The sequence below is a fragment of the Cupriavidus taiwanensis LMG 19424 genome (assembly GCF_000069785.1).
Lineage (GTDB): Bacteria > Pseudomonadota > Gammaproteobacteria > Burkholderiales > Burkholderiaceae > Cupriavidus > Cupriavidus taiwanensis.
In genome coordinates, this window is record NC_010530.1 from 1452281 (window position 1) to 1476476 (window position 24196).

The 24196-nt window shown below is 70.7% G+C and carries 13 protein-coding genes; 10 read left to right on the forward strand and 3 right to left on the reverse strand.

Going from position 1 to position 24196, the window contains the following annotated elements:
* Positions 1 to 142 precede the first annotated feature (142 nt).
* Complete coding sequence (locus RALTA_RS22165) at positions 143 to 709, forward strand: CinA family protein (RefSeq protein WP_012356175.1); 567 nt, start codon at positions 143 to 145, stop codon at positions 707 to 709.
* A gap of 81 nt (positions 710 to 790) precedes the next feature.
* Positions 791 to 1135 (forward strand): hypothetical protein, encoded by a 345-nt coding sequence (locus RALTA_RS22170; RefSeq protein ID WP_012356176.1) that lies wholly within the window; start codon positions 791 to 793, stop codon positions 1133 to 1135.
* A gap of 102 nt (positions 1136 to 1237) precedes the next feature.
* On the opposite strand, the gene RALTA_RS22175 is transcribed toward RALTA_RS22170, so the two are convergent.
* The 3 genes from RALTA_RS22175 to RALTA_RS22185 are packed head-to-tail and all read right to left on the reverse strand — an operon-like array spanning position 1238 to position 2742.
* A complete protein-coding gene (locus tag RALTA_RS22175) occupies positions 1238 to 1855 on the reverse strand; it encodes a hypothetical protein (protein WP_012356177.1) in 618 nt (205 codons plus the stop codon).
* Between the two features lie 23 nt (positions 1856 to 1878).
* On the reverse strand, positions 1879 to 2331 hold the full coding sequence (locus RALTA_RS22180) for a PA2169 family four-helix-bundle protein (RefSeq protein ID WP_012356178.1): 453 nt from the start codon (positions 2329 to 2331) through the stop codon (positions 1879 to 1881).
* A 36-nt stretch (positions 2332 to 2367) separates the two neighbouring features.
* Complete coding sequence (locus RALTA_RS22185; RefSeq protein WP_012356179.1) at positions 2368 to 2742, reverse strand: hypothetical protein; 375 nt, start codon at positions 2740 to 2742, stop codon at positions 2368 to 2370.
* 341 nt (positions 2743 to 3083) lie between these two features.
* On the opposite strand from RALTA_RS22185, the gene RALTA_RS22190 reads away from it, so the two are divergent.
* The 8 genes from RALTA_RS22190 (at position 3084) to treY (ending at position 24186) form a co-directional block, all read left to right on the forward strand.
* Entirely contained in the window at positions 3084 to 6524 is a 3441-nt protein-coding gene (locus RALTA_RS22190) for a maltotransferase domain-containing protein (protein ID WP_012356180.1), read from the forward strand.
* Positions 6525 to 6545: 21 nt separating this feature from the next.
* Positions 6546 to 9899: a maltose alpha-D-glucosyltransferase gene (treS, locus tag RALTA_RS22195; RefSeq protein WP_041232560.1), complete on the forward strand. Its 3354-nt coding sequence runs from the start codon at positions 6546 to 6548 to the stop codon at positions 9897 to 9899.
* Positions 9896 to 12184 carry a 1,4-alpha-glucan branching protein GlgB gene (gene glgB / locus RALTA_RS22200; protein WP_012356182.1) on the forward strand — a complete coding sequence of 763 codons (2289 nt, stop codon included), beginning with the start codon at positions 9896 to 9898 and terminating at the stop codon, positions 12182 to 12184. The genes treS and glgB overlap by 4 nt, the downstream gene beginning before the upstream one ends.
* On the forward strand, positions 12181 to 14376 hold the full coding sequence (gene glgX / locus RALTA_RS22205; RefSeq protein WP_012356183.1) for a glycogen debranching protein GlgX: 2196 nt from the start codon (positions 12181 to 12183) through the stop codon (positions 14374 to 14376). Before glgB ends, glgX begins: the two co-directional genes overlap by 4 nt.
* Positions 14373 to 16616, forward strand: a complete 2244-nt coding sequence (malQ, locus tag RALTA_RS22210) for a 4-alpha-glucanotransferase (RefSeq protein WP_012356184.1) — start codon at positions 14373 to 14375, stop codon at positions 16614 to 16616. The genes glgX and malQ overlap by 4 nt, the downstream gene beginning before the upstream one ends.
* 158 nt (positions 16617 to 16774) lie before the next feature.
* Positions 16775 to 19297 (forward strand): glycogen/starch/alpha-glucan phosphorylase, encoded by a 2523-nt coding sequence (locus RALTA_RS22215; RefSeq protein ID WP_025585077.1) that lies wholly within the window; start codon positions 16775 to 16777, stop codon positions 19295 to 19297.
* Positions 19298 to 19504: 207 nt separating this feature from the next.
* Positions 19505 to 21526 (forward strand): alpha-amylase family glycosyl hydrolase, encoded by a 2022-nt coding sequence (locus RALTA_RS22220; RefSeq protein WP_012356186.1) that lies wholly within the window; start codon positions 19505 to 19507, stop codon positions 21524 to 21526.
* Positions 21523 to 24186, forward strand: coding sequence for a malto-oligosyltrehalose synthase (gene treY, locus RALTA_RS22225; protein ID WP_012356187.1), 2664 nt, complete (start codon positions 21523 to 21525; stop codon positions 24184 to 24186). The genes RALTA_RS22220 and treY overlap by 4 nt, the downstream gene beginning before the upstream one ends.
* Positions 24187 to 24196: the final 10 nt, after the last annotated feature.

Here is a 24196-nt window from a genome sequence, read left to right on the forward strand (position 1 = left end):
TTGAATGCGCCAGTGCCGCTCGCGGGCGCGCGCTGTCCCTGGAGCGCAGCGCTTGCGGCAGCAACGGTGCTGGCACGGAACCTGCCGCCTTGGCGGGAAATCGACTGCGGATACCGCAAGGGAAAGCATGCAAGTGATTGCGATGAGCCACAGCGGTGCGGGCGGCAGCAACAACGTCGGCATCGCGCGTTATCTGCTGCGCCACGGGCTGCGCGTGGTCACGGCGGAATCCTGCACCGCCGGCCTGATCGCCTCGCGTATTGCGGAGGTGCCGGGCTGCGGCGATGTATTGCGCTGCGCGATCGTGGCCTACTCGCCGTCCGCCAAGGAACAGCTGCTGCATGTCCCGGCGGAGACCATCCGGCGCCATGGACTGACCAGCGAGGCGGTCTCGCTGGCGATGGCGCGTGGCGCCATGCAGCTGACCGGCGCGGACCTGGCGATCGCCAACACCGGCGTTGCCGATGGCGGCGGCGACGGCGACATCCCGGCCGGCACCCAATGCTTTGCCTGGGTCTTCCGCCGCCACGGCCATGCCGCGCACGACGTGGTGTCGCATGCACAAGGCATTGCGGCGTTTACCGAAACACGCCGCTTTGCCGGCGCGCGCAACGCGGTGCGCGAAGCCGCCGCCGACTGGGCACTGGCTCGCATCTGCCATTACCACGAACTGGCGCGCAGCGGGCAAGGCCGCGCGCCGCGCCCCTGAACCGCCGGCGCGCCGAAACGGCATGCCGGCAATCCCGAGGGCCCTGGGCCCGACCGACGTAGTCTTGCAATGGAGACCATCATGAAACGCACTCTCGCTACCACGGCACTGGTCGTCGGCACCGCGCTCTGCCTGCCGGCCTTTGCTCAACAGGCACCGGCGTCGCCGAACGTGGCGAACCCCAGCGTGCCGCCGATCGAAGGTTCCCCGCCGGCCTCGCGCAACCAGCCGGCCGCTACCGACATGGGCTCCGCTTCCGCCCCCGGCGCCAAGGACACCATGAAGAAATCGAAGACCAAGTCGGACAAGGCGTCGAACACCGCGCGCAGCAAGAAGCCGCGCGAGCAAGGCGCACCCGCCGCGCCCACCGCCGATGCGCCAAGCGGCCCGAAGGGCGATTCGCCGGATCCGGCATCGAAGCAGTAAGCGCCTGACCGATCCTGAACACGCCGCGCGCCGTGCGCGCCGGCTGCTCGTCTGCAGCGCCCGCCACCGGATGGATTATCCCCCTTCGCAGGACGCCGCAAACTAGCTGCCGCCGCGCATGGCCCGCGTCGCCTGCGCCAACAGGGCATCGCGTTCACGCCGGCGCCAGCGCACGCAGCGCCACAGCTCCTCCAGGTACGGAAGCCCCGCCAGCAGCACCACCGCCACCAGCAGGCCGGCCAGATACGCCGGCGGCAGCGGCTCGGCCTTCAGCGCCAGCGCCATCCTGGCCGGCGCCGTGCCGCGTCCGAACAAGGCGAGAAACTGGTCCCAGTGCAGCACCACCACATACGACGCCGCAGCCAGCGGCAGCACTTCCAGCAGGCTGTGCATATGCTGCTCGACCGGCGCGATATGACGACGCCTGCTGGCGTAGTGCACATCCCACCATGCGGTGATCTCGTGGATCACCAGCGCCGCCAGCACCAGCGCGATCAGCAGCGCATTGACCTCCAGGAACAGCACCAGCAGCAACGGCAGCCCCACTTCGGCCAGCATCAGCATATGCAGCAGCGATTCGGTGACGCCGGCGTTGCGTTCGATCTGCGTGGCCCGGTGGCACAGCCAGTCCCCTACGCCCGCCAGCAGCCACAGCGGCACCAGCCCGTACATCAGCACGAGCCGCGCGGCATGTTCGAAGGCAGGGAGGTCGGCCGGCATGGCAATGCGGGGTCCGATGCGCGCTACGGCCGTTCCTGCGGTACACGGTACTGCTGGCGCAGCACACGGAACAGTTCATGGTTCACCTGCACGCCACGATACTGCCGGCGCACCACCGCGCGCACGCGCGACCCCAGCACATGCTTGCGCAGCGCCCGCGCATAGCGCCGCTGCACGGCATGCTCGCGCTTGCTGACCGCCTGCACGATGGAGCGGTCGGTACTGTGCTTGCCAATGCCTGGTACCGCGGAGGCGGCGCAAACGTCCGGCGCCGGCAAGGCTTCCGGCACCTCGCCCAGATCGAGCAGGCAAGTCTGCAGCTCATGCGCGGCCTGGGCGAACGCATTGGCGCGGCTGGTCAGCACCGACTTGAGGTGAGGATTGGCTGCCGCGGTAGCGGCGCGGCGGCAGCCGAGTTCGCCCTCGCGCGAGGCCGCGATCAGCGCGTTGAGCAACAGGATTTTTTTCTTTGCCATGGCACACCTGCCCTGGTCCGCGGACGGACCGTGAAGTCACCGGTCGGAGCCGGCGGCTGCCGGCGGTTGCGCGTTGGCGCCGGGCATGCGGCGCATGCCGGACGGGTCCAAGGATAGCGGCTCGCCCCGTGTGGCGCCACCCGTTGCAGCGAAGGCGCGCTGCGCGGCGGCCTGCCATGCCTTCTTCGCCTCGCGCATGCCGCGCAGGTTCATGGCGATCAGTGTCAGCTGCAGCACGATCAGCGCATAGGCGTCGCCGTGCCAGCCCCACGCGATCCAAAGCACGTTGCTGGCCAGGAACACCCAGAAGCCGGCGCGTCGCCGCGCGATCGACCTCGAACCTACCAGCCAGGTCGCGAGTACCGTAACCACCATTGCCGGCCATTGCGCCGCCTCCAGCCATTGATCCATGGGTCCCCTTTTTGATGGCTTGCCACCGTGCCGGCCATGGCACGCTGGGCAGACAGGGGCAAGAAACATACCGGGAGCACACCTCAACTTGCCGACGGCGCGCGGCCCTGCGCGTTATTTCCATCGGCACGGCAGCCATCAGTACTTTTTACAAGCGGTTGCCGAATCCGCACATTCGCGGCGCCGCCGCGGGGCCTTGCGGTGCTTGCCGGAACCGGCGCATCGCTGCGCGCGGGCGCGCTGGCACGCACTTCGCATGGCAAAGCCATCCCGGCGGCCGGCCGCAAGGCGCCGCTCCGGGTTTTTTGTTGCTCCGCCGGAGCGAAACACCGGGAGGACATGTGCGGATCTGCCAGATCGACCTGACCGGAGCGCCCGAAGCCGATCAGCATGCGCTGCAGCGCATCGCGGCACTGGGGTTCGACCACGTATTGATCGGCGGCTGGCCGCACCTGCCTGGGAGCGACACGCTCGCGGCGTGCACCAGGCATGGACTGGCCCCCCTGCTCGATATTTCACTGGACCGCTATATGGCGGATGGCGTCGCCGGGACGGACCACCTTCCCGATGCCGCCTGGATCGACACCGCGGCCCCGGCGTTCGCGCCGCACGAGACCGACAACCACATTCCCGGCGCGCGCCTGCGCTGGCATGACCGGCAGATCGCCGACGCGCTGGTGCAATGGTGGGCGGCGCGGCTGCGCAAGGCCCTGGACGCGGGCGCGGCCGGCTTCTGCTGCCGTGCGCCGGCACGCGTGCCCGGCCGGAGTTGGGCCGCACTGCTGGCCAGCCTGCGTGGCGATGCCGTGCCGCAGCCAGCGCGGAGCGCGCCCCGCTTCCTGGCCTGGACCCCGGGGCTGACGCCGGCACAGCTGGACGAACTGGCGCCCGCGGGCTTCGACGGAACCTTCTGCTCGCTGCCATGGTGGGACTACCGCAGCGCCTGGCTGACCGAGGAAATGGCACGCTTGCGCCGCCTTGGCCGGGTGCTGGCGGCGCCGGCCCTGGCGCCCGCCCGCCATGACGCGCTCAGCGCGCGGCGCGCGCTGTGGACTGCGGCGGCGATCGGCGACGGCATCCTGGTGCCGGCGGGTTTCGAGACCGGCGGCGGGCAGGCGCGCGATCCGCTGGCCCCCGACGGCCACGTGCATGACGGTGTGCCTTACGACATCACGCACGAAGTGCTCGAGGCCAACACCTGGCTGGCGACGCGCGACCCCGCGCCGGCGCTGGCGGTGCGCTTGCTGAGCGGCCCCGACGCGCCGCTGACCGTGCTGGCGCGCCTGCCCGTGCCTGACGGACGCGGCAACGGGACCGATGCCGCGCCGCCCCGCGACGACCCGGCCGTGCCCAACGCTGGCCCGGCGCTGGCGGTGGTGCTCAATCCCGATGCGATGGAACCGGCCAGCCTTGGCGCCGATCGCGTGCTCAGTGCCATGCCGCATGCCAGCGCCCGCCTGGAACCCGCACCGGGCGGCCCCGGCGGCACACTCGACGGCACCAGCCGGCTCGACGCGCTGTCCAGCATCACGCTGGCGCCGGCGGATATCCGCCTGTACGAAGTGCCGCCGGTGCCGCTGAGCCGGCCCGGCATGCCCCGGCCCGACGCCACGGCGCCGCACGGCCACGAAACCCTGGCCGTCACCGGCCTGGGCAGCGTGGTGGCGGCCATGGAGGCGCCGCGCATCGCCATCGAACGGGTCGAGCCTGCCTGCGACGCCGGCCGCTTCGCCGTGCGGCGCGTGGTGGGCGAACGCGTCGACGTCAGCGCCGATATCTGGATGGATGGTCACGACAAGCTTGCCGCCGCGGTGTTGTGGCGCGCGCCCGGCGAGACCGGCTGGCGCGAATCGCCGATGCGGCAAGGCGTCAACGACCGCTGGGAAGGCAGCTTCCCGCTGGTGGCGCTGGGCCGGCATGAGTTCACGGTCGAGGCCTGGCGCGACACCTACGCCAGCTGGCTCGACGAAATCGGCAAGAAGCGCGCGGCGGGGCTCGATGTCGCGCTCGAGATCGAGGAAGGCGCGCGGCTGGTGGCCGATGCGCTGCTGCGTCCCAACGGCACCGGCAACGACAACGGCAAACCCGACAATGGCCGCAAGTCCGGCAAGAAGGACCGCCAGACGGCCGCCGCCAACGGCGAACTGTCCGCCCTCGTCGACGAGCTGACCGCCGCGGCCGGCGATGACGAACGGCGCCTGCAACTGCTGCTCTCCGAGCGCACCGCCGCGGCCATGCAGGCCGTGATGCAGACCCCGGCCGGACGCCCGTTCGCGTCGCGCCACCCGGTGGCAATGCCGGTCGAGGCCGACCGTCTGGCCGCGCGCTTCGCCAGCTGGTATGAGCTCTTTCCGCGCTCGCAAAGCAACGACGCGCAGCGCCACGGCACCTTCGACGACGTCATCGCGCGCCTGCCGGCGATCCGCGCGATGGGCTTCGACGTGCTGTACTTCCCGCCGATCCACCCGATCGGCCGCACCCATCGCAAGGGCCGCAACAACAGCCTGCGCAGCGAGCCGGGCGACCCCGGCAGCCCCTACGCCATCGGCGGCGCCGAAGGCGGCCACGACGCGCTGCATCCGGAACTGGGCAGCTTCGACGATTTCAGCCGGCTGATCGACGCCGCCGCGGCACACGGCCTTGAGCTTGCGCTGGACTTCGCCATCCAGTGCTCGCCCGACCATCCGTGGCTGAAGGACCATCCGGAGTGGTTCGCGCACCGGCCCGACGGTTCGCTGCGCTATGCCGAGAACCCGCCGAAGAAGTATGAGGACATCGTCAACGTCGATTTCTACGCCGCGCCGCCGGCCGGTGCCGCGCTGTGGCAGGCACTGCGTGACGTGGTGATGTTCTGGGCCGACCACGGCATCCGCATCTTCCGCGTCGACAACCCGCACACCAAGCCGCTGCCGTTCTGGGAATGGATGATTGCCGACGTGCGCGCGCGCCACCCCGACACCATCTTCCTGGCCGAGGCCTTCACCCGGCCCAAGATGATGGCGCGCCTGGCCAAGCTGGGCTTCAGCCAGTCGTACACGTACTTCACCTGGCGCAACACCAAGTGGGAGTTGACCGAGTACCTGACCGAGCTGACGCAGAGCCCGCTGCGCGATTATTTCCGGCCGCACTTCTTCGTCAACACGCCCGACATCAACCCCTACTTCCTGCACCACGGCGGCCGCCCCGCCTTCCTGATCCGCGCCGCGCTGGCGACGCTGCTGTCCGGGCTGTGGGGCATGTACAGCGGCTTCGAGCTGTGCGAGAGCGCACCGTTCGTGCTTGATGGCAAGGTGCGCGAGGAATACCTGGACTCCGAGAAATACCAGCTGCGCGTGCGCGACTGGCACCAGCCGGGCAATATCGTCGCCGAGATCTCGCGGCTCAACGAGATCCGTGCCGGCCACCCGGCGCTGCAGAACCACCTGGGGCTGCGCTTCTACCATGCCGGCAGCGACGCGGTGCTGTGGTTCGCGCGCTTCGTGCCAGGCACCGATTACCTGTTCGGCGACGACGTGCTGCTGGTGGCGGTCAACCTCGACCCGCGTACCGCGCACGATGCCGATATCGAACTCCCGCTGTGGGAATGGGGCCTGCCCGACCAGGCCGGCCTGGCGGTACAGGACCTGATGCGCGGCCAGCGCTTCGAGCTGCGTGGCAAGCACCAGCGCATCCGGCTCGACCCGGCGCAGCTGCCGTTCGCGGTCTGGCATGTGCAGCCGCTGGAACGTCCCGCCCCGCGCCCACCTGCTGCGCCGGTCCCGACCGACCCGCACGGCGCCTGACAGGCATACGTGGAGACACGGATGAAACGCCTTACCGAAACCGCCAGCGCCGCCCTGCTCAACGCCGACCCGCTCTGGTACAAGGACGCGGTGATCTACCAGCTGCACATCAAGTCCTTCTTCGACGCCAATGGCGACGGCGTGGGCGACTTCGCCGGCCTGCTCGGCAAGCTGGATTATCTGGTCAACCTGGGCGTCGACACGGTATGGCTGCTGCCGTTCTATCCGTCGCCGCGCCGCGACGACGGCTATGACATCGCCGACTACCGCAACGTCCACCCAGACTACGGCACGCTCGCGGATGCGCGGCGCTTTATCGCCGCGGCGCACGCGCGCGGCCTGCGCGTGGTCACCGAACTGGTGATCAACCATACCTCGGACCAGCATCCGTGGTTCCAGCGCGCGCGCAAGGCCAAGCCCGGCTCGGCGGCGCGCCGCTATTACGTGTGGTCGGACCATGATCAGGCCTATGCCGGCACGCGCATCATCTTCTGCGATACCGAAAAGTCCAACTGGAGCTGGGATCCGGTGGCGGGCGCGTATTTCTGGCACCGCTTTTACTCGCACCAGCCCGACCTGAACTTCGACAACCCGCAGGTGCTCAACGAAGTGCTGTCGGTGATGCGCTTCTGGCTCGACATGGGCGTCGATGGCCTGCGCCTGGACGCGGTGCCCTACCTGGTCGAGCGCGAAGGCACCAGCAACGAAAACCTGCCCGAGACCCATGCCGTCATCCGCGCCATCCGTTCCCACCTGGACCAGCATTTCCCCGGGCGCATGCTGCTGGCCGAGGCCAATATGTGGCCGGAGGATGCGCAGCAGTACTTCGGCCTGACCGGGCCCGACCCGGAGGGCGACGAATGCCACATGGCGTTCCACTTCCCGCTGATGCCGCGCATGTACATGGCGATCGCGCGCGAAGACCGCTTTCCGATCACCGACATCATGCGCCAGACGCCGGAGGTGCCGCCCAACTGCCAGTGGGCAATCTTCCTGCGCAACCATGACGAGCTGACGCTGGAGATGGTGACCAGCAGCGAGCGCGACTACCTGTGGGAGGTCTACGCCACCGACCGGCGCGCGCGCATCAACCTGGGCATCCGCCGTCGGCTGGCGCCGCTGATGGAGCGCGACCGCCGCCGCATCGAGCTGATGAACAGCCTGCTGTTCTCGATGCCGGGCACGCCGGTGATTTACTACGGCGACGAGATCGGCATGGGCGACAACATCCACCTGGGCGACCGCGACGGCGTGCGCACGCCGATGCAGTGGTCGCCGGACCGCAACGGCGGCTTCTCGCATGCCGACCCGGAGCGCCTGGTGCTGCCGCCGCTGCAAGGCCCGCTGTATGGCTACGAGGCGGTCAATGTCGAGGCCCAGGCGCGCGATCCGCATTCGCTGCTGAACTGGATGCGGCGCATGCTGGCGCTGCGCCGCAAGCACCGCGCCTTCGGCCGCGGCACGCTGCGCTTCCTGTTTCCCGGCAACCGCAAGATCCTGGCTTACCTGCGCGAGTTCGAGGGCGAGCACATCCTGTGCGTGGCCAACCTGTCGCGCGCCCCGCAGGCGGTAGAGCTGGACCTGTCCGCGTTCAACGGGCGCGTCCCCGTCGAGATGATGGGCGCGACGCCATTCCCGGCCATCGGCACGCTGACCTACCTGCTGACGCTGCCGCCCTATGGCTTCTACTGGTTCGTGCTGAGCGACGAGGCGCAACCGCCATCGTGGCACGTGGAGGCGCCGGAACAAATGCCAGACCAGATCACCCTTGTGATGCAGAACACCGGCCGGCCCGAGCTGACCGAGGCCTCGCGCCGGCTGATGGCCAACGAAGTGCTGCCGCACTACATCGGCCGGCGCCGCTGGTTCGGCGCCAAGCACGAACGCATCGAGCGCGTCGCGCTGGCCTACCTGCTGCCGTTCACACGCGGCGGTGGCGGCGAGGACATCTACCTGGGCGAGGTGGAAGTAGCGCTGCCCGGGCGCACCGAGCGCTACCAGTTGCCGGTGGGCATCCTGTGGGACCGCGAAAGCGCCGACGGGGTCTCGCAGCTGGCGCATGGCCTGTCGATGGCGCGCGTGCGCCAGGGCAGCCGCGTCGGGCTGGCCACCGACGGCTTCGTGGTCGAACCGTTTGCGCGGGAGGTGGTGCGCGCCTTGCGCAACGACGTGAAGCTGCATGCCGGGCACGACGTCATCCACTTCCGCGCCGAGCCAGGGCTGGCCGCGCTGGAACTGGAGCGCGACCCGATCGAGTACATGTCCGCCGAGCAGTCCAACAGCTCGCTGTCGTACAACAATTCCGCCGTGCTCAAGCTGGTGCGCCGGCTCTCGGGCGGCATTCACCCCGAGGCCGAGATGACGCGCTACCTGACCGCGCAGGGCTATGCGCACGCCGCGGCACTGCTGGGCGAGGTGGTGCGCACCGGGCCCGACGGCGTGCCGCATACCATGATGCTGCTGCAGGGCTATATCCTGAACCAGGGCAACGGCTGGGACTGGACGCTCGATTACCTGGGCCGCGCCATCGACGACGCGCTGCCGTCGCAGGAGAGCGAAGACGAGTTCGCCGAGGCCATGAACGGCTACGCCGCGCTGGCCGGCACACTGGGGCGCCGGCTGGCCGAACTGCATGCGGTGCTGGCGCGCCCCACCGACGATGACGCCTTCGCGCCCCTGCCCGCCACCGGTGACGACGCGCGCGCCTGGGCCGGGCAGGCGATGGAGGCACTGCAGCGCGCCCTGAACCGGCTGCAGCAACGGCCCGTGGCCGAGCCGGCAAGCCCCGCCTTCGAGGCCGATGTGCAAGCCCTGATGGCCGCGCGCGATACGCTGCCCGGACTGGTCGAGAAGCTCGCCACAGCGGCGCCGGGCAGCCTGCAGACCCGCATCCACGGCGACTTCCACCTCGGACAGGTGCTGATCGCGCAGAACGACACCTACCTGGTCGACTTCGAAGGCGAGCCTGGCCTGCCGCTGGACTGGCGCCGGCGCAAGACCTCGCCGCTGCGCGACGTGGCCGGGCTGCTGCGCTCGCTCGACTATGCCGCGGCCACGGTCGGCACCGACCGCAGCGAACGCACCCACAGCGAACTGCCACCGCAGTTGGCGGAACGGCGCGCGGTGCTGCTGGAGCGCTTCCGCACCACCGCCAACGAGGCCTTCCTGAACTGCTACCGCCAGCACATGGAGGCGGCCCCCGTGCCATGGGTGGCGCCCGACCAGCTGCAGCCCCTGCTCGATCTGTTCCTGCTGGAACGTGCGGCGTATGAAGTCGAATACGAAGCCGCCAACCGCGTCGCGTGGATCGACCTGCCCGCCAGTGGGCTGGCCCGCCTGCTGCGCAAGCTGGCCCCGCCGGGAGGACAGCCATGAGCCCCCCCGCCAGCACCGGCAACACGCGCGCGGGCAAGCAGGCGGGACTGCTGCCCGGCCACGAACTGGATGCCCTGCTGGGCGGCCGCCATCCCGATCCGTTCGGTGTGCTGGGACCGCATCCGGATGGCGACGCCACGCTGGTGCGCGCCTGCCTGCCCGGCGCGGCGTCGGTGGAGCTGGCCGATGCCAGCGGCGCGCCGCTGGCCGAGATGGAGCGCCTGCACGGCGGCGGCGTGTTCGCCGGCCGGCTGCCGCGCGCGGCCGGCACCGGCGCGGCGGCCTACCGGCTGCGCGTGCGATGGGCCGACGGCACCGAGCAATGCAGCGCCGACCCCTATGCCTTCGGCCTGCTGCTGGGCGAGCTGGACCTGCACCTGATCGCCGAGGGCCGGCACTTCGAGCTCGGCGCCTGCCTCGGCGCGCAATGCCAGCGCCTGGACGGCATCGACGGCGTGCGCTTCGCGGTGTGGGCGCCGAACGCGCGGCGCGTTTCGGTGATTGCTGACTTCAACGGCTGGCATCCGGCTCGGCACCCGATGCGGCTGCGCCATCCCAGCGGTATCTGGGAGTTGTTTATCCCGGCCGCCCTGGGCGCGCAGCCGGGCTGCCGCTACAAGTACGACCTGCTCGATCCGCACGGCACCGAGCTGCCCGACAAGGCCGATCCGCTGGCGCTGGCAGCCGAGGCGCCGCCCGCCACCGCCTCGGTGGTGACCGGTCCCGGCCAGGGTTCGCCTCCGTTCAGCTGGCACGATGACGACTGGATGGCCAGCCGCCAGGAACGCGACCCGTACCGCACGCCGATGTCGGTCTATGAGGTGCACGTGCTGTCGTGGCTGCGCGCGGCCAACGACCCGCAGCAAGGCTGGAACATCCTGGCCGACCGGCTGGTGCCCTACGTGCAGGAACTGGGCTTTACCCATATCGAGCTGCTGCCCATCACCGAGCACCCGTTCGGCGGGTCGTGGGGCTACCAGCCGCTGTCGCTGTATGCGCCCACCGCGCGGCTGGGGCCGCCGCAGGCCTTTGCCGCGTTTATCGACCGCTGCCACCAGGCCGGCATCGGCGTAATCCTGGACTGGGTGCCGGCACACTTCCCCACCGATCCGCACGGCCTCGCGCGCTTCGACGGCACCGCACTGTACGAGCACCAGGATCCGCGCGAAGGGTTCCACCAGGACTGGAATACGCTGATCTACAACCTGGGCCGCAATGAAGTGCGCGGCTTCCTGCTGGCCGGCGCGCTGCACTGGCTGGAGCACTTCCACGCCGACGGGCTGCGCGTCGACGCGGTCGCTTCCATGCTCTACCGCGACTACAGCCGCGAGCCCGGCCAGTGGGTGCCGAACCGTTTCGGCGGCCGCGAGAACCTCGAAGCGGTGGATTTCCTGCGCGAACTCAACGCCGTGGTCCATGAACGCTGCCCGGGCGCGCTGACCATCGCCGAAGAGTCCACCGCGTGGCCCGGCGTGACCGCCAGCGTCGCCAGCGGCGGGCTGGGCTTCGACTTCAAATGGAATATGGGCTGGATGCACGACACCCTGAAGTACCTGGCCCATGAGCCGGTCCACCGCGCCTGGCACCACCAGAAAATGACCTTCGGCCTGGTCTACGCCTGGTCGGAAGCGTTCGTGCTGCCGCTGTCGCATGACGAGGTGGTGCACGGCAAGGGCTCGATGATCGGCAAGGTGCCGGGCGACGACTGGCAGCGCTTTGCCGGCCTGCGCGCCTATTACGGCTTCATGTGGGCGCATCCGGGCAAGAAGCTGCTGTTCATGGGCGGCGAGCTGGCGCAGTGGCAGGAATGGAACCACGACGCCGAGCTGGACTGGCCGCTGCTGGACCAGCCCATGCACCGCGGCATGCACACGCTGGTGCGCGACCTGAACCGCCTCTACCGCGAGCTGCCCGCGCTGCATGCGCTGGACCACAGTCCCGAAGGCTTCCGCTGGGTGGTCGGCGACGACAACCACAACAGCGTGTTCGCGTGGCTGCGTCGCGCCGGGAATGGCCGCGACGTGGTGCTGGCGGTGGTCAACATGACGCCGGTGCCGCGCTACGGGTACCGCGTCGGCGTGCCGTGCGCGGGCGCATGGCGGGAATGCCTGAATACCGATGCCGCCGTCTACGGCGGCAGCAACGTCGGCAACGGCGGTACCGTGGCGGCCATCGATGTGCCCTCGCACGGGCAGCCGGCTTCGCTGGTGCTGACGCTGCCGCCGCTGGCCACGCTGCTGCTGCGCTTCGAGCACGGTGACGGCACCGAAGGCGCCGCGACATGACGCGCCAGATCGCCGACCGGCTGCTGCCGGGCAAGCCGTTTCCGTTGGGCGCGCACTGGGACGGGCTGGGGGTCAATTTCGCGGTGTTCTCGGCCCACGCCTCGCGCATCGAGCTGTGCCTGTTCTCCGACAATGGCCGCAAGGAACTGGTCCGGCTGCCGCTGCCGGAATGCACCGACGAGATCTGGCACGGCTACCTGCCCAATGCGGCGCTGGGCACGTTGTATGGCTATCGCGCGCACGGGCCTTACGACCCCGGCCATGGGCACCGCTTCAATCCGCACAAGCTGCTGCTGGACCCGTATGCGCGCCAGCTGAGCGGCCCGGTGCGCTGGTCCGACGCGCTGTTCGGCTACCGCCTGCAAAGCGCGCGCGCCGACCTCACGCCGGACCGCCGCGACAGCGCGCCGACCATGCCCAAGGCGGTGGTGGTGGACGAGAGCTTCCACTGGGGCGACGACCGGCCGCCGGCCGTGCCCTGGCCCGCCACCGTCATCTACGAGGCCCACCTGCGCGGCCTGTCGATGCTGCGCGACGACCTGCTGCCCAACCTGCGCGGCAGCTTCGCCGCGCTGTGCGACCCACCCTTTATCGACCATCTGGTGCGCCTGGGCGTGACCACCATCGAACTGCTGCCGGTGCACGCCATCCTGCAGGATCGCTTCCTGCTGGAGCGCGGCCTGCGCAACTACTGGGGCTACAACACGCTGTCGTACTTCGCCCCCGAGCCGGCCTATCTTGGCACCGGCCAGTTGCAGGAATGCAAGGTGGCGATGCGGCGCCTGCACGCCGCGGGCATCGAAGTGATCCTGGACGTGGTCTACAACCACACCTGCGAAGGCAACGAACTGGGGCCGACGGTATCCTGGCGTGGGCTCGACAACGCCAGCTATTACCGGCTGGTGCCAGGCGACGAGCGTCACTACATCAACGACACCGGCTGCGGCAACACGCTCAACCTGTCGCATCCGCGCGTGCTGCAGATGGTGCTGGATTCGCTGCGCTACTGGGTGCAGTGCTACCACGTCGACGGCTTCCGCTTCGACCTGGGCAGCACGCTGGGACGCGAAGGCAACGGCTTCGACGCGGGCTCGGGTTTCTTCGACGCGCTGATGCAGGACCCCGTGCTGAGCCGCGTCAAGCTGATCTCCGAGCCCTGGGACCTGGGCCCCGGCGGCTACCAGCTGGGCAACCATCCGCCCGGCTTCGCCGAGTGGAACGACAAGTTCCGCGACGTCAGCCGCCGCTTCTGGCGTGGCGACCCCGGGCACCGCGGCGAGATGGCGGCGCGGCTGGCAGCCTCGGCCGACCTGTTCGACCGCCGCCACCGGCGCCCGTGGGCCAGCATCAACTTCATCACCGCGCACGACGGCTTCACCCTGGCCGACCTGGTCAGCTACAGCACCAAGCACAACGAGGCCAACGGCGAAGACAACCGCGACGGCACCGACGACAACGCCAGCGCCAACTGGAGTCCGGACGGCAGCGTCGAAGGCCCCACCGACGATCCCGAGATCCTGCTGCGCCGCAGCCGCGTGGCCCAGGCGCTGATGTCAACGCTGCTGCTGGCGCAGGGCACGCCGATGCTGACCGCCGGCGACGAATGGGGCCGCAGCCAGGCCGGCAACAACAATGCCTATTGCCAGGACAACGAACTGTCGTGGCTGGACTGGAAGCAGGCCCAGGCTCCCGGGGCGCAGCCGATGCAGCAGATGGTGCGCCGCCTGCTGGCGCTGCGCCGCAAGCTCCATGCGCTGACCGGCGACCGCTTTGCCCACGGCCGCGAAGCGCCGGCGCCGGGCATTGCCGACATTGCCTGGTTCGATACCGACGGCAGGCCGCCGACGCCAGAGGAATGGGCCGATCCGGACATCCGCACGCTGGCGCTGCGGCGCGCGGCTGCCCCGCCGCAGCCGGAGCGTCCGGTCCTGACTTCGCCGGGGGAGCCCACGCCGGGCGATCCGCGCGCGGTGCAGGTGACCCTGCTGCTGCTCAACGCCGGCGACAGCGACGCCACCTTCCAGCTGCCCGAGCCCGCGCTGCCGTGGTCCCTGCTGTTCGACAGCAGCCGGCCCCAGGCGAGCGACGGCGAGCTGGCCGGCGCGCAGGTGAATGACACGCAGGTAGTCGCCGCGCACTCGCTGGTGCTGCTCGCCGCGCAAGCCCCTGCGCCGCCGGAGAACGCCGCATGAGCCGCGCTCGCCCGCACTCGCCGCTGCAGGCGCTGGCCGTGCGCGCAGGCCTGCTGCCGCACTGGACCGATGCGTGGGACCAGCCCCGCGAGGTCAGTGACGCGGCCCTGCGGCGCGTGCTGGACGGCCTGGGCCTGCCGTGCGGCAGCCCCGGCCAGTGCGCCGCCTCGCACGCCTGGCTGGCCGCCGACGACGCCGCCCATGCGCTGCCGCCGCTGGTGACCGCCGAACGTGGCCAGCCGGTGGCAGTGCCGTGGCCGCATACCTTGCCGCAACGCGCCTACCGGCTGACGCTGGAGGACGGCGCGATCATCTCCGGTACCGCGGTGCGCGCCAGCGGGGCCGGCACCGCGCTGATGCAATTGCCCGCCGTCGACGTCTGCGGCTATCACCGGCTGGACCTGGGCGATGGCCATACCACGCTGGCGGTGGCGCCGCGGCGCTGCTACGGCGTCGCCGACGCCGTGCGGCATGCCGGCCGCGACCGCGACGACACGCGCGCCACGCCGTGGGGCCTGGCGGTGCAGCTCTACAGCCTGCGGCGCGGCGCGCCTTGCGGCATGGGCGACCTGACCGCGCTGGCCGAGGCCTGCGCCAGCGCCGCGCGCGCAGGCGCCGACGCCATCGCCATCAACCCGCTGCATGCGCCCTTCGCCGCGCTGCCCGGGCGCTACAGCCCCTATGCGCCTTCCAGCCGGCTGTTCCTGAACCCCCTCTATGCCGACCCGGCCACGCTGTTCGGCCAGGCGGCCGTGGATGCCGCCATCGCCGGCGTGGGCGCGGGCGACACCCTGCAGGCGCTCGAGGCCCGCGGCGAGATCGACTGGATCGCGCTGGCGCCGCTGCGCTACGCCATCCTGCGCTGGCTGTGGCAACGCCGCGAAACCCTGCTTTCGCGGGCCGCGCTGGATGACTGCGCCGCCTTTCGCGCGCGCGGCGGCACGGCGCTGCACGCGCATGCCTGCTATGAGGCGATCCAGGCGCAGCGTCTCGGCGACAGCGCCAATGCCAACAACCACCATGCCGCGCCGGACTGGCGCAGCTGGCCCGTCACGCTGCGCTCGCCGGCGGATGCCGCGGTGGCCGCCTTCGCGCAGGCGCACGCCGACGAGGTCGCCTTCCATGCGTTCCTGCAATGGCTGGCCGACGATGGCCTGGCGCGGGCGCAGCGCGCGGCGCGGGACGCCGGCATGGCCGTGGGGCTCATCCGCGACCTCGCCGTCGGCGCCGACCCCGGCGGCAGCCAGGCATGGACGCGGCAGCCAGAAACGCTGGCCGGCTTCCATGCCGGCGCACCGCCCGACTTGTACAACCCGCTGGGCCAGGACTGGGGCGTGGCGGTGTTCTCGCCGCGCGGGCTGCGCCGGCACGGCTACGGGGCGTTCCTCGAGATGCTGCGCGCGAACCTGTCGCACGCCGGCGGACTGCGTATCGACCACGTGCTGGGCCTGGCGCGGATGTGGCTGGTGCCTGCCGGCGCGCCCGCCAGCGACGGCGCTTACCTGCGCTATCCGCTGGAAGACCTGCTGCGGCTGGTGGCGCTGGAGTCGTGGCGGCATCGCGCCATCATCATCGGCGAGAATCTCGGCACGGTCCCGCCCGAGCTGAATGCGGCACTGTCGGCGCGCGGCGTGCTCGGCATCGACGTGCTGTGGTTCCAGCGCGAAGCGCGCGCGCAGGCAGACGCCGGGGACGGCGCACTGGCAGCCGACGCCGGCCCGCCGGGCGCGCAGGCGCCCGCGACAGCGGCCTTCCTGCCGCCGCGGGCATGGCCCCCGGATGCCGTCGCCACCACCACCACGCACGACCTGCCCACCGTCGCCGGCTGGTGGGCCGGCCAGGACCTGGCGTGGCGCGACCGGCTACGACTGCTGGCATCCGGCGAAACCCTGGCGCAGGCGCAGGCCGAGCGCGCGCGCGAGCGCGTGGCGCTATGGCAGGCGCTGTGCGAGGCCGGATTATGCAGCGGCGCCGTGCCCGCGCCGGAACATGCGCCGCTAGACGCGGTGCTCGCCTGGGTGGGCACGGCCCCCACGGCCATGCGGCTGCTGCCGGTCGAGGACCTGCTGGGGCTGGCCGAGCAGCCCAACCTGCCCGGCACGACCAGCGTGCATCCCAACTGGCAGCGCCGGCTCGATACCGAGGTGCGTGCGTGGTTCGGCACCCCGACGCTGCGCGCGCGCGCCGACGCGTGGCGCGGCGGCCGCCGTGGCGCCCGGCCTCCGCCGGCGCGCAGGTGATGCCCGTACGTGAGTCCCGTACCTGAGGCCCGTACCAACGCCGCACGCCACCCCGAGCGCTGCGCATGTGCAGTGTCCGGAACCGGCGCCAGCATCGATCGCGCAACCATCGTCCGATCCGCTAAGCTTGACCCACGCCCATGCGCAGGAGCCCCGCCATGAACGAAGCCGTACGGCCCGAGCATGCCGATGACATCCGCACCGCCCTGTCCGGCGCCAGCCTGCGGCAGGCCTTTCTCGACCACGTGTTCCATACCCAGGGCAAGCTGCCCGGGCACGCCAGCGAGAACGACCTGTACCAGGCCGCCGCGCATACCGTGCGCGACCGGCTGGTGCAGCGCTGGATCAGCACCGCCGAAGCCTATCTGGGCCAGCCGTCGCGAACGGTTGCCTACCTCTCGGCCGAATTCCTGATGGGCCCGCACCTGGGCAACAACCTGATCAACCTGGGCATCTTCGACGACGTTCGCGAAGCCATGGATGCGGCCGGGCTCGACCTCAACCGCATCCTCGATCAGGAAGTCGAGCCGGGCCTCGGCAACGGCGGCCTGGGCCGGCTGGCGGCGTGCTTCATGGATTCGCTGGCCACACTGCAGATCCCCGCGCTGGGCTATGGCATCCGCTACGAGTACGGCATTTTCCAGCAGATCATCATGGATGGCATGCAGGTGGAGAAGACCGATACCTGGCTGCGCAACGGCAACCCGTGGGAGATCCAGCGCTCGGAATGGGCGGTGCAGGTGCGCCTGGGCGGGCACACCGAGCACTACACCGACGACCGCGGCCACTACCGCGTGCGCTGGGTGCCGGCCAAGACGGTGGTCGGCGTGCCGTTCGACTCGCCGATCCTCGGCTACCGGGTCAATACCGTGAACACGCTGCGGCTTTGGCGGGCGGACGCAACCGAGGCGTTCGACTTCCATACCTTCAACCGCGGCGACTACCTTGGCGCGGTCAGCAAGAAGGTGACCTCGGAGAACCTGACCAAGGTGCTCTACCCCAACGACGAAACCTCGCAGGGCAAGGAGCTGCGGCTCGAGCAGCAGTATTTCTTCGTCGCGTGCTCGCTGCAGGACATGCTGCGCCTGCTCGCGGTCGACGGCATCCCGGTGACCCGCTTCCACGAGAAGTTCGCGGTGCAGCTCAATGACACGCACCCCGCCGTGGGCATCGCCGAGCTGATGCGGCTGCTGGTCGACGAGCATGACCTGCCCTGGAACGATGCGTGGCACATCACGCAGAGCGCCTTCGCCTACACCAACCACACGCTGCTGCCGGAAGCGCTGGAGCAGTGGCCGCTGCCGCTGTTCGGCCGGGTGCTGCCGCGCCACCTCGAGATCATCCTGGAGATCAACGCGCGCTTCCTTGACGAGGTGCGGATCCGCTTCTACGGCGACGAATCGCGCCTGGCGCGGCTGTCGCTGATCAGCGAGCATGGCCAGCGCCATGTGCGCATGGCCCACCTGGCCTGCGTGGGCAGCCACGCCATCAACGGCGTGGCCGAGCTGCACTCGCGCCTGATGCGCGAGGACGTGCTGAAGGACTTCTACGACATGTGGCCGGAGAAGTTCACCAGCATCACCAACGGCGTAACGCCGCGCCGCTGGCTGGCGCTGTCCAACCCGCGGCTGACCCGGCTGGTATCGGACGCCATCGGCGATGGCTGGATCTCTGACCTCGAGCAGTTGCGCGCGCTGGAGCCGCATGCCGACGACGCCGGCTTCCGCGACGCCTGGCAGGCCGCGCGGCTGGCCAACAAGACCGACCTGGCGCAACTGGTGCGCGACACCACCGGCGTGGTGGTCGACCCGACGTCCATGTTCGACGTGATGGTCAAGCGCATCCATGAATACAAGCGCCAGCACCTCGCGGTGCTGCATGTGATTGCGCTGTACCACCGCATCAAGTCCGACCCCGGCGCGCAGATCCAGCCGCGCACCTTCCTCTTCGGCGGCAAGGCCGCGCCCGGCTACGCCTATGCCAAGCTGATGATCCGCTTCATCACCTCGGTGGCCGATGTGGTCAACCGCGACCCGCAGGTGCGCGACCGGCTGAAGGTGGTATTCCTGCCCAATTTCAACGTCACCTACGGACAGCGCATCTACCCGGCGGCGGACCTGGCCGAGCAGATTTCGCTGGCAGGCAAGGAGGCCTCCGGCACCGGCAACATGAAGTTCGCGATGAATGGCGCACTGAATATCGGCACCATGGACGGCGCCAATATCGAACTGCGCGAAGCCGTGGGCCATGACAACTTCTTCCCGTTCGGCCTGACCGCGCCCGAAGTCTATGCGTTGCGCGACAGCGGCTACGATCCGGCGGCGTATTACCACGGCAATCCGCAATTGCGCGCCGTGATCGACCTGGTCCAGCAGGGCTTTTTCTCGCGCGGCGAGCCGGGGCTGTTCCGTCCGTTGTTCGAGCCCCAGCAGGGGCACGATCCCTACCTGCTGATGGCGGACTTCGCCTCCTATGTCGAATGCCAGCAGGAGGTCTCGGCGGCGTTTGCCGACCCGGCGCGCTGGCAGCGCATGTCGGTGCTGTCGTGCGCGCGCTCCGGGCGTTTTTCATCGGACCGGGCCATCCGCGAGTATTGCGAGCGCATCTGGCATGTTGCGCCGGTGCCGGTGCGGCTGCTGCACCGCGCCAGCGGCGAGCCCTGGCAGGTAGAAGCGAGGTGAGCGGCCGCGCGCGGCCTGAGGCGCAGCACTTTCGCGCGCCTGCGGGCATGGGCCCGCCACGCAGGGTAGTTTCTACAATGCCACAGGTAACAAAGCCCGCCCTGCAGCGCGCGACAGGGCCGCCGGTGGCGCCGCAAATGCGCCGTTCTGCTGGCATGGAGTTCGCATTGCGCAAGGACCCGATTCCCCAGAAGGCAGGAGCCGAATTTGAACGCCGACCCCTTTCTCCTCGCCCCCGGCACCCGCTCTGCCGTGCCGCCGCTGGCGCCGTTCGACTGCTTTGCCGCGCCTTCGGCATCGGCCTTTTCCTCGCACGACGATTCCGCCCAGGATTACCTGTTCGGGCCGGCCTGGCTTCCCGACGGGCGGGTGCGCTTCCGGCTGTGGGCGCCCGACGCGGCCGAGCAGGGCCAGGCGGTACGCGTGGAAATCGCCGGGCTGGGGCCGGTGCCGATGGCGTGCGGCCCCAACGGCTGGTTCGAGGCAGTCGTGCCGGGCTGCGCCGGCGCGCGCTACTGGTTCCGGCTCGACGACGGCAGCACCGTGCCTGACCCGGCCTCGCGCTGGCAGGCCGACGACGTCCACGGGCCCAGCATCGTGCCTGCGCGCGACGCCGCCACCGCGTTTGCTTGGACCTGCCCGGAATGGCGCGGTCGCCCCTGGCATGAAGCCATCCTCTATGAAATGCATGTGGGCTTGTGCGGCGGCTACGCCGGCGCCGCGCGGGAACTGCCGCGGCTCGCGGCGCTGGGCTTCACCGCGGTCGAACTGATGCCGGTGGCCGAGTTTCCCGGCACGCGCAACTGGGGCTATGACGGCGTGCTGCCGTTTGCGCCAGAGTCCGGCTACGGCACCCCGGACGAACTGCGCGCGCTGGTCGATCGCGCACACCAGCTCGGCATGATGGTGCTGCTGGACGTGGTCTACAACCATTTCGGCCCGGAAGGCAACTACCTGCACCGCTATGCCAGCGCCTTCTTCCGTGCGGACTGCCAGACCCCGTGGGGGCCGGCGATCGATTTCCGCCGGCCGCAGGTGCGGCGCTTCTTTACCGAAAACGCGCGCTACTGGCTCGAGCAGTTCCGCTTCGACGGCCTGCGCCTGGACGCGGTGCATGCCATCGAGGACGAAGGCTGGCTGGCGGCGCTGCCGGGCGAACTGCGCGCCGCGCTGGCCAACGGCGATGGCGCCCATCGCCATGTGCACCTGGTCCTGGAGAACGACAATAACGATGCCGCCCTGCTGGCCGCGGGCTACGACGCGCAGTGGAACGACGACGCCCACCACGCGCTGCATGTGCTGCTGACCGGCGAGGACGATGGCTACTACCGCGACTACAGCGCGGCGCCCGCCACAGCCCGCAGCGGCCACAGCGACCATGGCGGCCATGGCGACAACGCGGCCGCCGTCCGCGGCGTGCCCGCGCTGCGGCACCTTGCGCGCGTGCTGGGCGAAGGCTTTGCCTACCAGGGCGAACGCTCCGCGTTCCGTTCGGCCGCCCAGCCGGCGGTGGCAGATGGGGTACGACGCGGCCAGCCCAGCGCGCACCTTCCGCCAACGGCCTTCGTCTGCTTCCTGCAGAACCACGACCAGACCGGCAACCGCGCGCTCGGCGAGCGGCTGGCGCAGCTGGCGGGGCGCGACGTGCTGCGCGCGGCCATCGCCTTGCAGCTGCTGTGCCCGCAGGTGCCGCTGGTATTCATGGGCGAGGAAACCGGCAGCACGCAGCCGTTCCTGTATTTCACCAGCCATCCGCCCGAGCTGGCGCGCGCGGTGCGCGACGGACGCCGGCGCGAATTCGCCGCGACCGCGGCGTTCCGCGACGATGCGCGCGCGGCGGCCATCCCCGACCCCAACGATCCGGCCACGTTCGAAGCCTCGCGCCCGCGCTTCGACGATGACGGCGAGTGGACCCCGTACTACCGCGAACTGCTCGCCGTGCGGCGCCGCGAACTGCTGCACCGGCTGGCCGGCTGCCAGAGCGCCGGCGTCGATGTGCTGGGGCCCGCCGCGCTGTGCGCGCGCTGGCGGCTGATGGACGGCGTGGAGCTGAGCCTGTGGCTGAACCTGGGCAACGAAGCCGTGCCGTGCACGCGTCCGTGCCACGACCGGAGCACCGCGCTGCATGAAAGCTGCGCGGGCGCTGCCGCCGCCTTGTCGGCCGGGCTGCTGCCGCAGCGCTGCTGCGTGGCCACCGTGTGCGAGCTCGCCGCGGCACGCGCGCGATGATGGCTGACGGCGCGCCACCCCTGCCGCGCGCAACCGCCCGGCTGCAGTTGCACCCGGGCTTCACCTTTGCCGACGCCGCCGCCGTGGTCGGCTACTACGCCGGGCTGGGCGTCAGCCACCTTTACCTGTCGCCCGTGTGCGGCGCGCGGCCCGGGTCCACCCACGGCTATGACGTCACCGACTTCACCGTCGTGCGCGAAGCACTGGGCGGCGAGCCGGGACTGAAAGCGCTGGCCGCGCGCGCCCGCGAGGCCGGGCTCGGCCTGATCGTCGACATCGTGCCCAACCATATGGCGGCCGATCCGACCCACAACGGCTGGTGGCGCGACGTGCTGGCGCATGGCCGCGGCAGTCCCCACGCGGCGACCTTCGACATCGACTGGACCCCGCGCGATCCGGCGCTGCACGGCAAGGTGCTGCTGCCGATCCTGGGCCAGTCATACTGGGACACCGTGGTGGCCGGTGAACTGCGCTGGGTCCCTGCCAGCGGCGAGTCGCCGGCCCACTTGCGCTATTTCGACCACACGCTGCCGCTGGCGCCGGGCAGCGTGGATGCCGAAGCCGAGCGCGACGGCCCGGCATGGTATGACGCCACCCGCACCGAAGGCCGCGGCCGCCTTCATGCCCTGCTGGAACGCCAGCACTACCGGCTGGCATGGTGGCGCACCGCGGCCGCCGCGCAGAACTGGCGCCGCTTCTTCGAGATCAGCGACCTGGTCGGCGTGCGCGAGGAAGACGAGCGGGTGTTCGATGCGGTCCATGCCCTGGTCTTGCGCCTGCTGCGCGAAGGGTGGATCGACGGCGTGCGCGTGGACCACGTCGACGGCCTGGCGGATCCCGCCGGCTACTGCCGCCGGCTGCGCGCCGAACTGGACCGCCATGCCGCCGCGCGTCCGCCCACGTTGCGGCTGGAGCGTCCGTGGCTGGTGGTGGAGAAGATCCTGGGCCCGCGCGAGCGCCTGGCACCGGACTGGCAGGTGCATGGCACCACCGGCTATGACTTCATGGACGAGGTGGCCGCGGTGCTGCATGACGGCAATGGCGAGGCGCCGCTGGCAGCGCTGTGGGCCACCGTCAGCGGCGATGCGCGCGCGTTTCCGCAGCACGTCGAGGCCGCGCGGCGCCAGGTGCTGGAGCGGCACCTGGTGACGGAATTCGAAGGCGCCGCCGCGTGCCTGCGCGACTGCGCCGAGCAGGACCCCGGCACACGCGACCTGACGCGCGCGGCGCTGCGGCGCGCGCTGGCGGCGCTGATGGCGGCGGTGCCGGTGTATCGCAGCTACTTCGATGCGCGCCCCGCCGAACGCGACGCGGCCGCGGCGCTTGCCGATGACGCCATGCTGGACCAGGCCATGCAGGCCGCGCGCGCCGGCCTGGCACCGGACGAAGCCGTTGCGCTGGCCTTTATCGGCGGCTGCCTGCGCACCACTGCGCCCGCCGACAGCGAGACCGGCGCGCTGCGCCGCAGGCTGCAGCAGCTGATGCCCGCGCTGGCGGCCAAGGCCGGCGAAGACACCGCGTTCTACCGCTACGGCCGGCTGTTGTCGCGCAACGAAGTGGGCAGCGACCCGGCCCGGCTGGCGATGCCGCCGGCGCAGTTCCACGCCCGCATGGCGGCGCGGCGACTGGCCTGTCCCCATGCCATGCTCGCCACCGCGACCCATGACCACAAGCGCGGCGAGGACGCACGCATGCGCCTGGCGGTGCTGAGCGAGTTGCCGGGCGCGTGGGCCGATGCCGTGGCCGTGTGGGAGGCCGCGGCGGCGCCGCTGCTGGCCACGATGCCGGCGCCCGACCCGGGCGACCGGCTGATGCTGTACCAGACCCTGGTCGGCGCATGGCCGATGGAGGACCTCCGCCTCGCCGACGATCCCGGTGCCGTGCAGCCTTTGCTCGAGCGCGTGGGCGCGTGGCAGCGCAAGGCCATCCGCGAAGCCAAGCGCCATGGCAACTGGACCTGCCCCGACACTGAGTATGAAGCCGCCTGCGAGGCCTTCCTGCGTGGCATTGCCGCCGGCGGGCCCGCGGACGGGCCAGGCGGCGTGCTAGCGCAGATCGGCCAGTTTGCGCAGCGCATTGCCGCGGCCGGCGCGGTCAACAGCCTGGCGCAGGTGCTGGTGCAGCTGACCGCGCCAGGCATCCCCGACCGCTACCAGGGCTGCGAAGGCTGGGACCTGAGCCTGGTCGACCCCGACAACCGCCGTCCCCCTGACTACGCGCGGCTGCAGGCGCGCCTGGGCTGCACTGCGGGCTGGGCCCACTGGCTGGCGCACTGGCGCGACGGCCGCATCAAGCAGCAGCTGGTACGCCAGGTGCTGGCGGTGCGCCGGGCGCATGCGGCGCTCTTCGGCGACGGCCAATACAGCATGCTGGCCGCGCAGGGTGCGCTGGTGCCGCAGGTGCTGGCCTTTGCGCGCACGGCCGAAGGACGGCAGGCCATCACCGTGGTGACGCGGCTTGCCGCTGCGCGCGTCGATCCGGCCATGCCGCGCATTCCGCAGCCGGCCTGGGGGGATACCACGCTCAATGTCGGCGCGCCCCAACGCAGCCGCTGGACCGATGCCCTGACCGGCCATGTGATCGACGCCCCCACGGGCCGATTGCGGCTGCGCGAGGTGCTGGGAGGACTGCCGGTCGCGCTGCTGCTGCGCGAGCCCTGACGCGCGAAAC

Coding starts and splice junctions, on each gene's coding strand:
- RALTA_RS22165 (WP_012356175.1), top strand. CDS start 143: ATGAGCCACAGCGGTGCGGGCGGCAGCAACAACGTCGGCATCGCGCGT.
- RALTA_RS22170 (WP_012356176.1), top strand. CDS start 791: ATGAAACGCACTCTCGCTACCACGGCACTGGTCGTCGGCACCGCGCTC.
- RALTA_RS22175 (WP_012356177.1), bottom strand. CDS start 1,855: ATGCCGGCCGACCTCCCTGCCTTCGAACATGCCGCGCGGCTCGTGCTG.
- RALTA_RS22180 (WP_012356178.1), bottom strand. CDS start 2,331: ATGGCAAAGAAAAAAATCCTGTTGCTCAACGCGCTGATCGCGGCCTCG.
- RALTA_RS22185 (WP_012356179.1), bottom strand. CDS start 2,742: ATGGATCAATGGCTGGAGGCGGCGCAATGGCCGGCAATGGTGGTTACG.
- treS (WP_041232560.1), top strand. CDS start 6,546: ATGAAACGCCTTACCGAAACCGCCAGCGCCGCCCTGCTCAACGCCGAC.
- glgB (WP_012356182.1), top strand. CDS start 9,896: ATGAGCCCCCCCGCCAGCACCGGCAACACGCGCGCGGGCAAGCAGGCG.
- glgX (WP_012356183.1), top strand. CDS start 12,181: ATGACGCGCCAGATCGCCGACCGGCTGCTGCCGGGCAAGCCGTTTCCG.
- malQ (WP_012356184.1), top strand. CDS start 14,373: ATGAGCCGCGCTCGCCCGCACTCGCCGCTGCAGGCGCTGGCCGTGCGC.
- RALTA_RS22215 (WP_025585077.1), top strand. CDS start 16,775: ATGAACGAAGCCGTACGGCCCGAGCATGCCGATGACATCCGCACCGCC.
- treY (WP_012356187.1), top strand. CDS start 21,523: ATGATGGCTGACGGCGCGCCACCCCTGCCGCGCGCAACCGCCCGGCTG.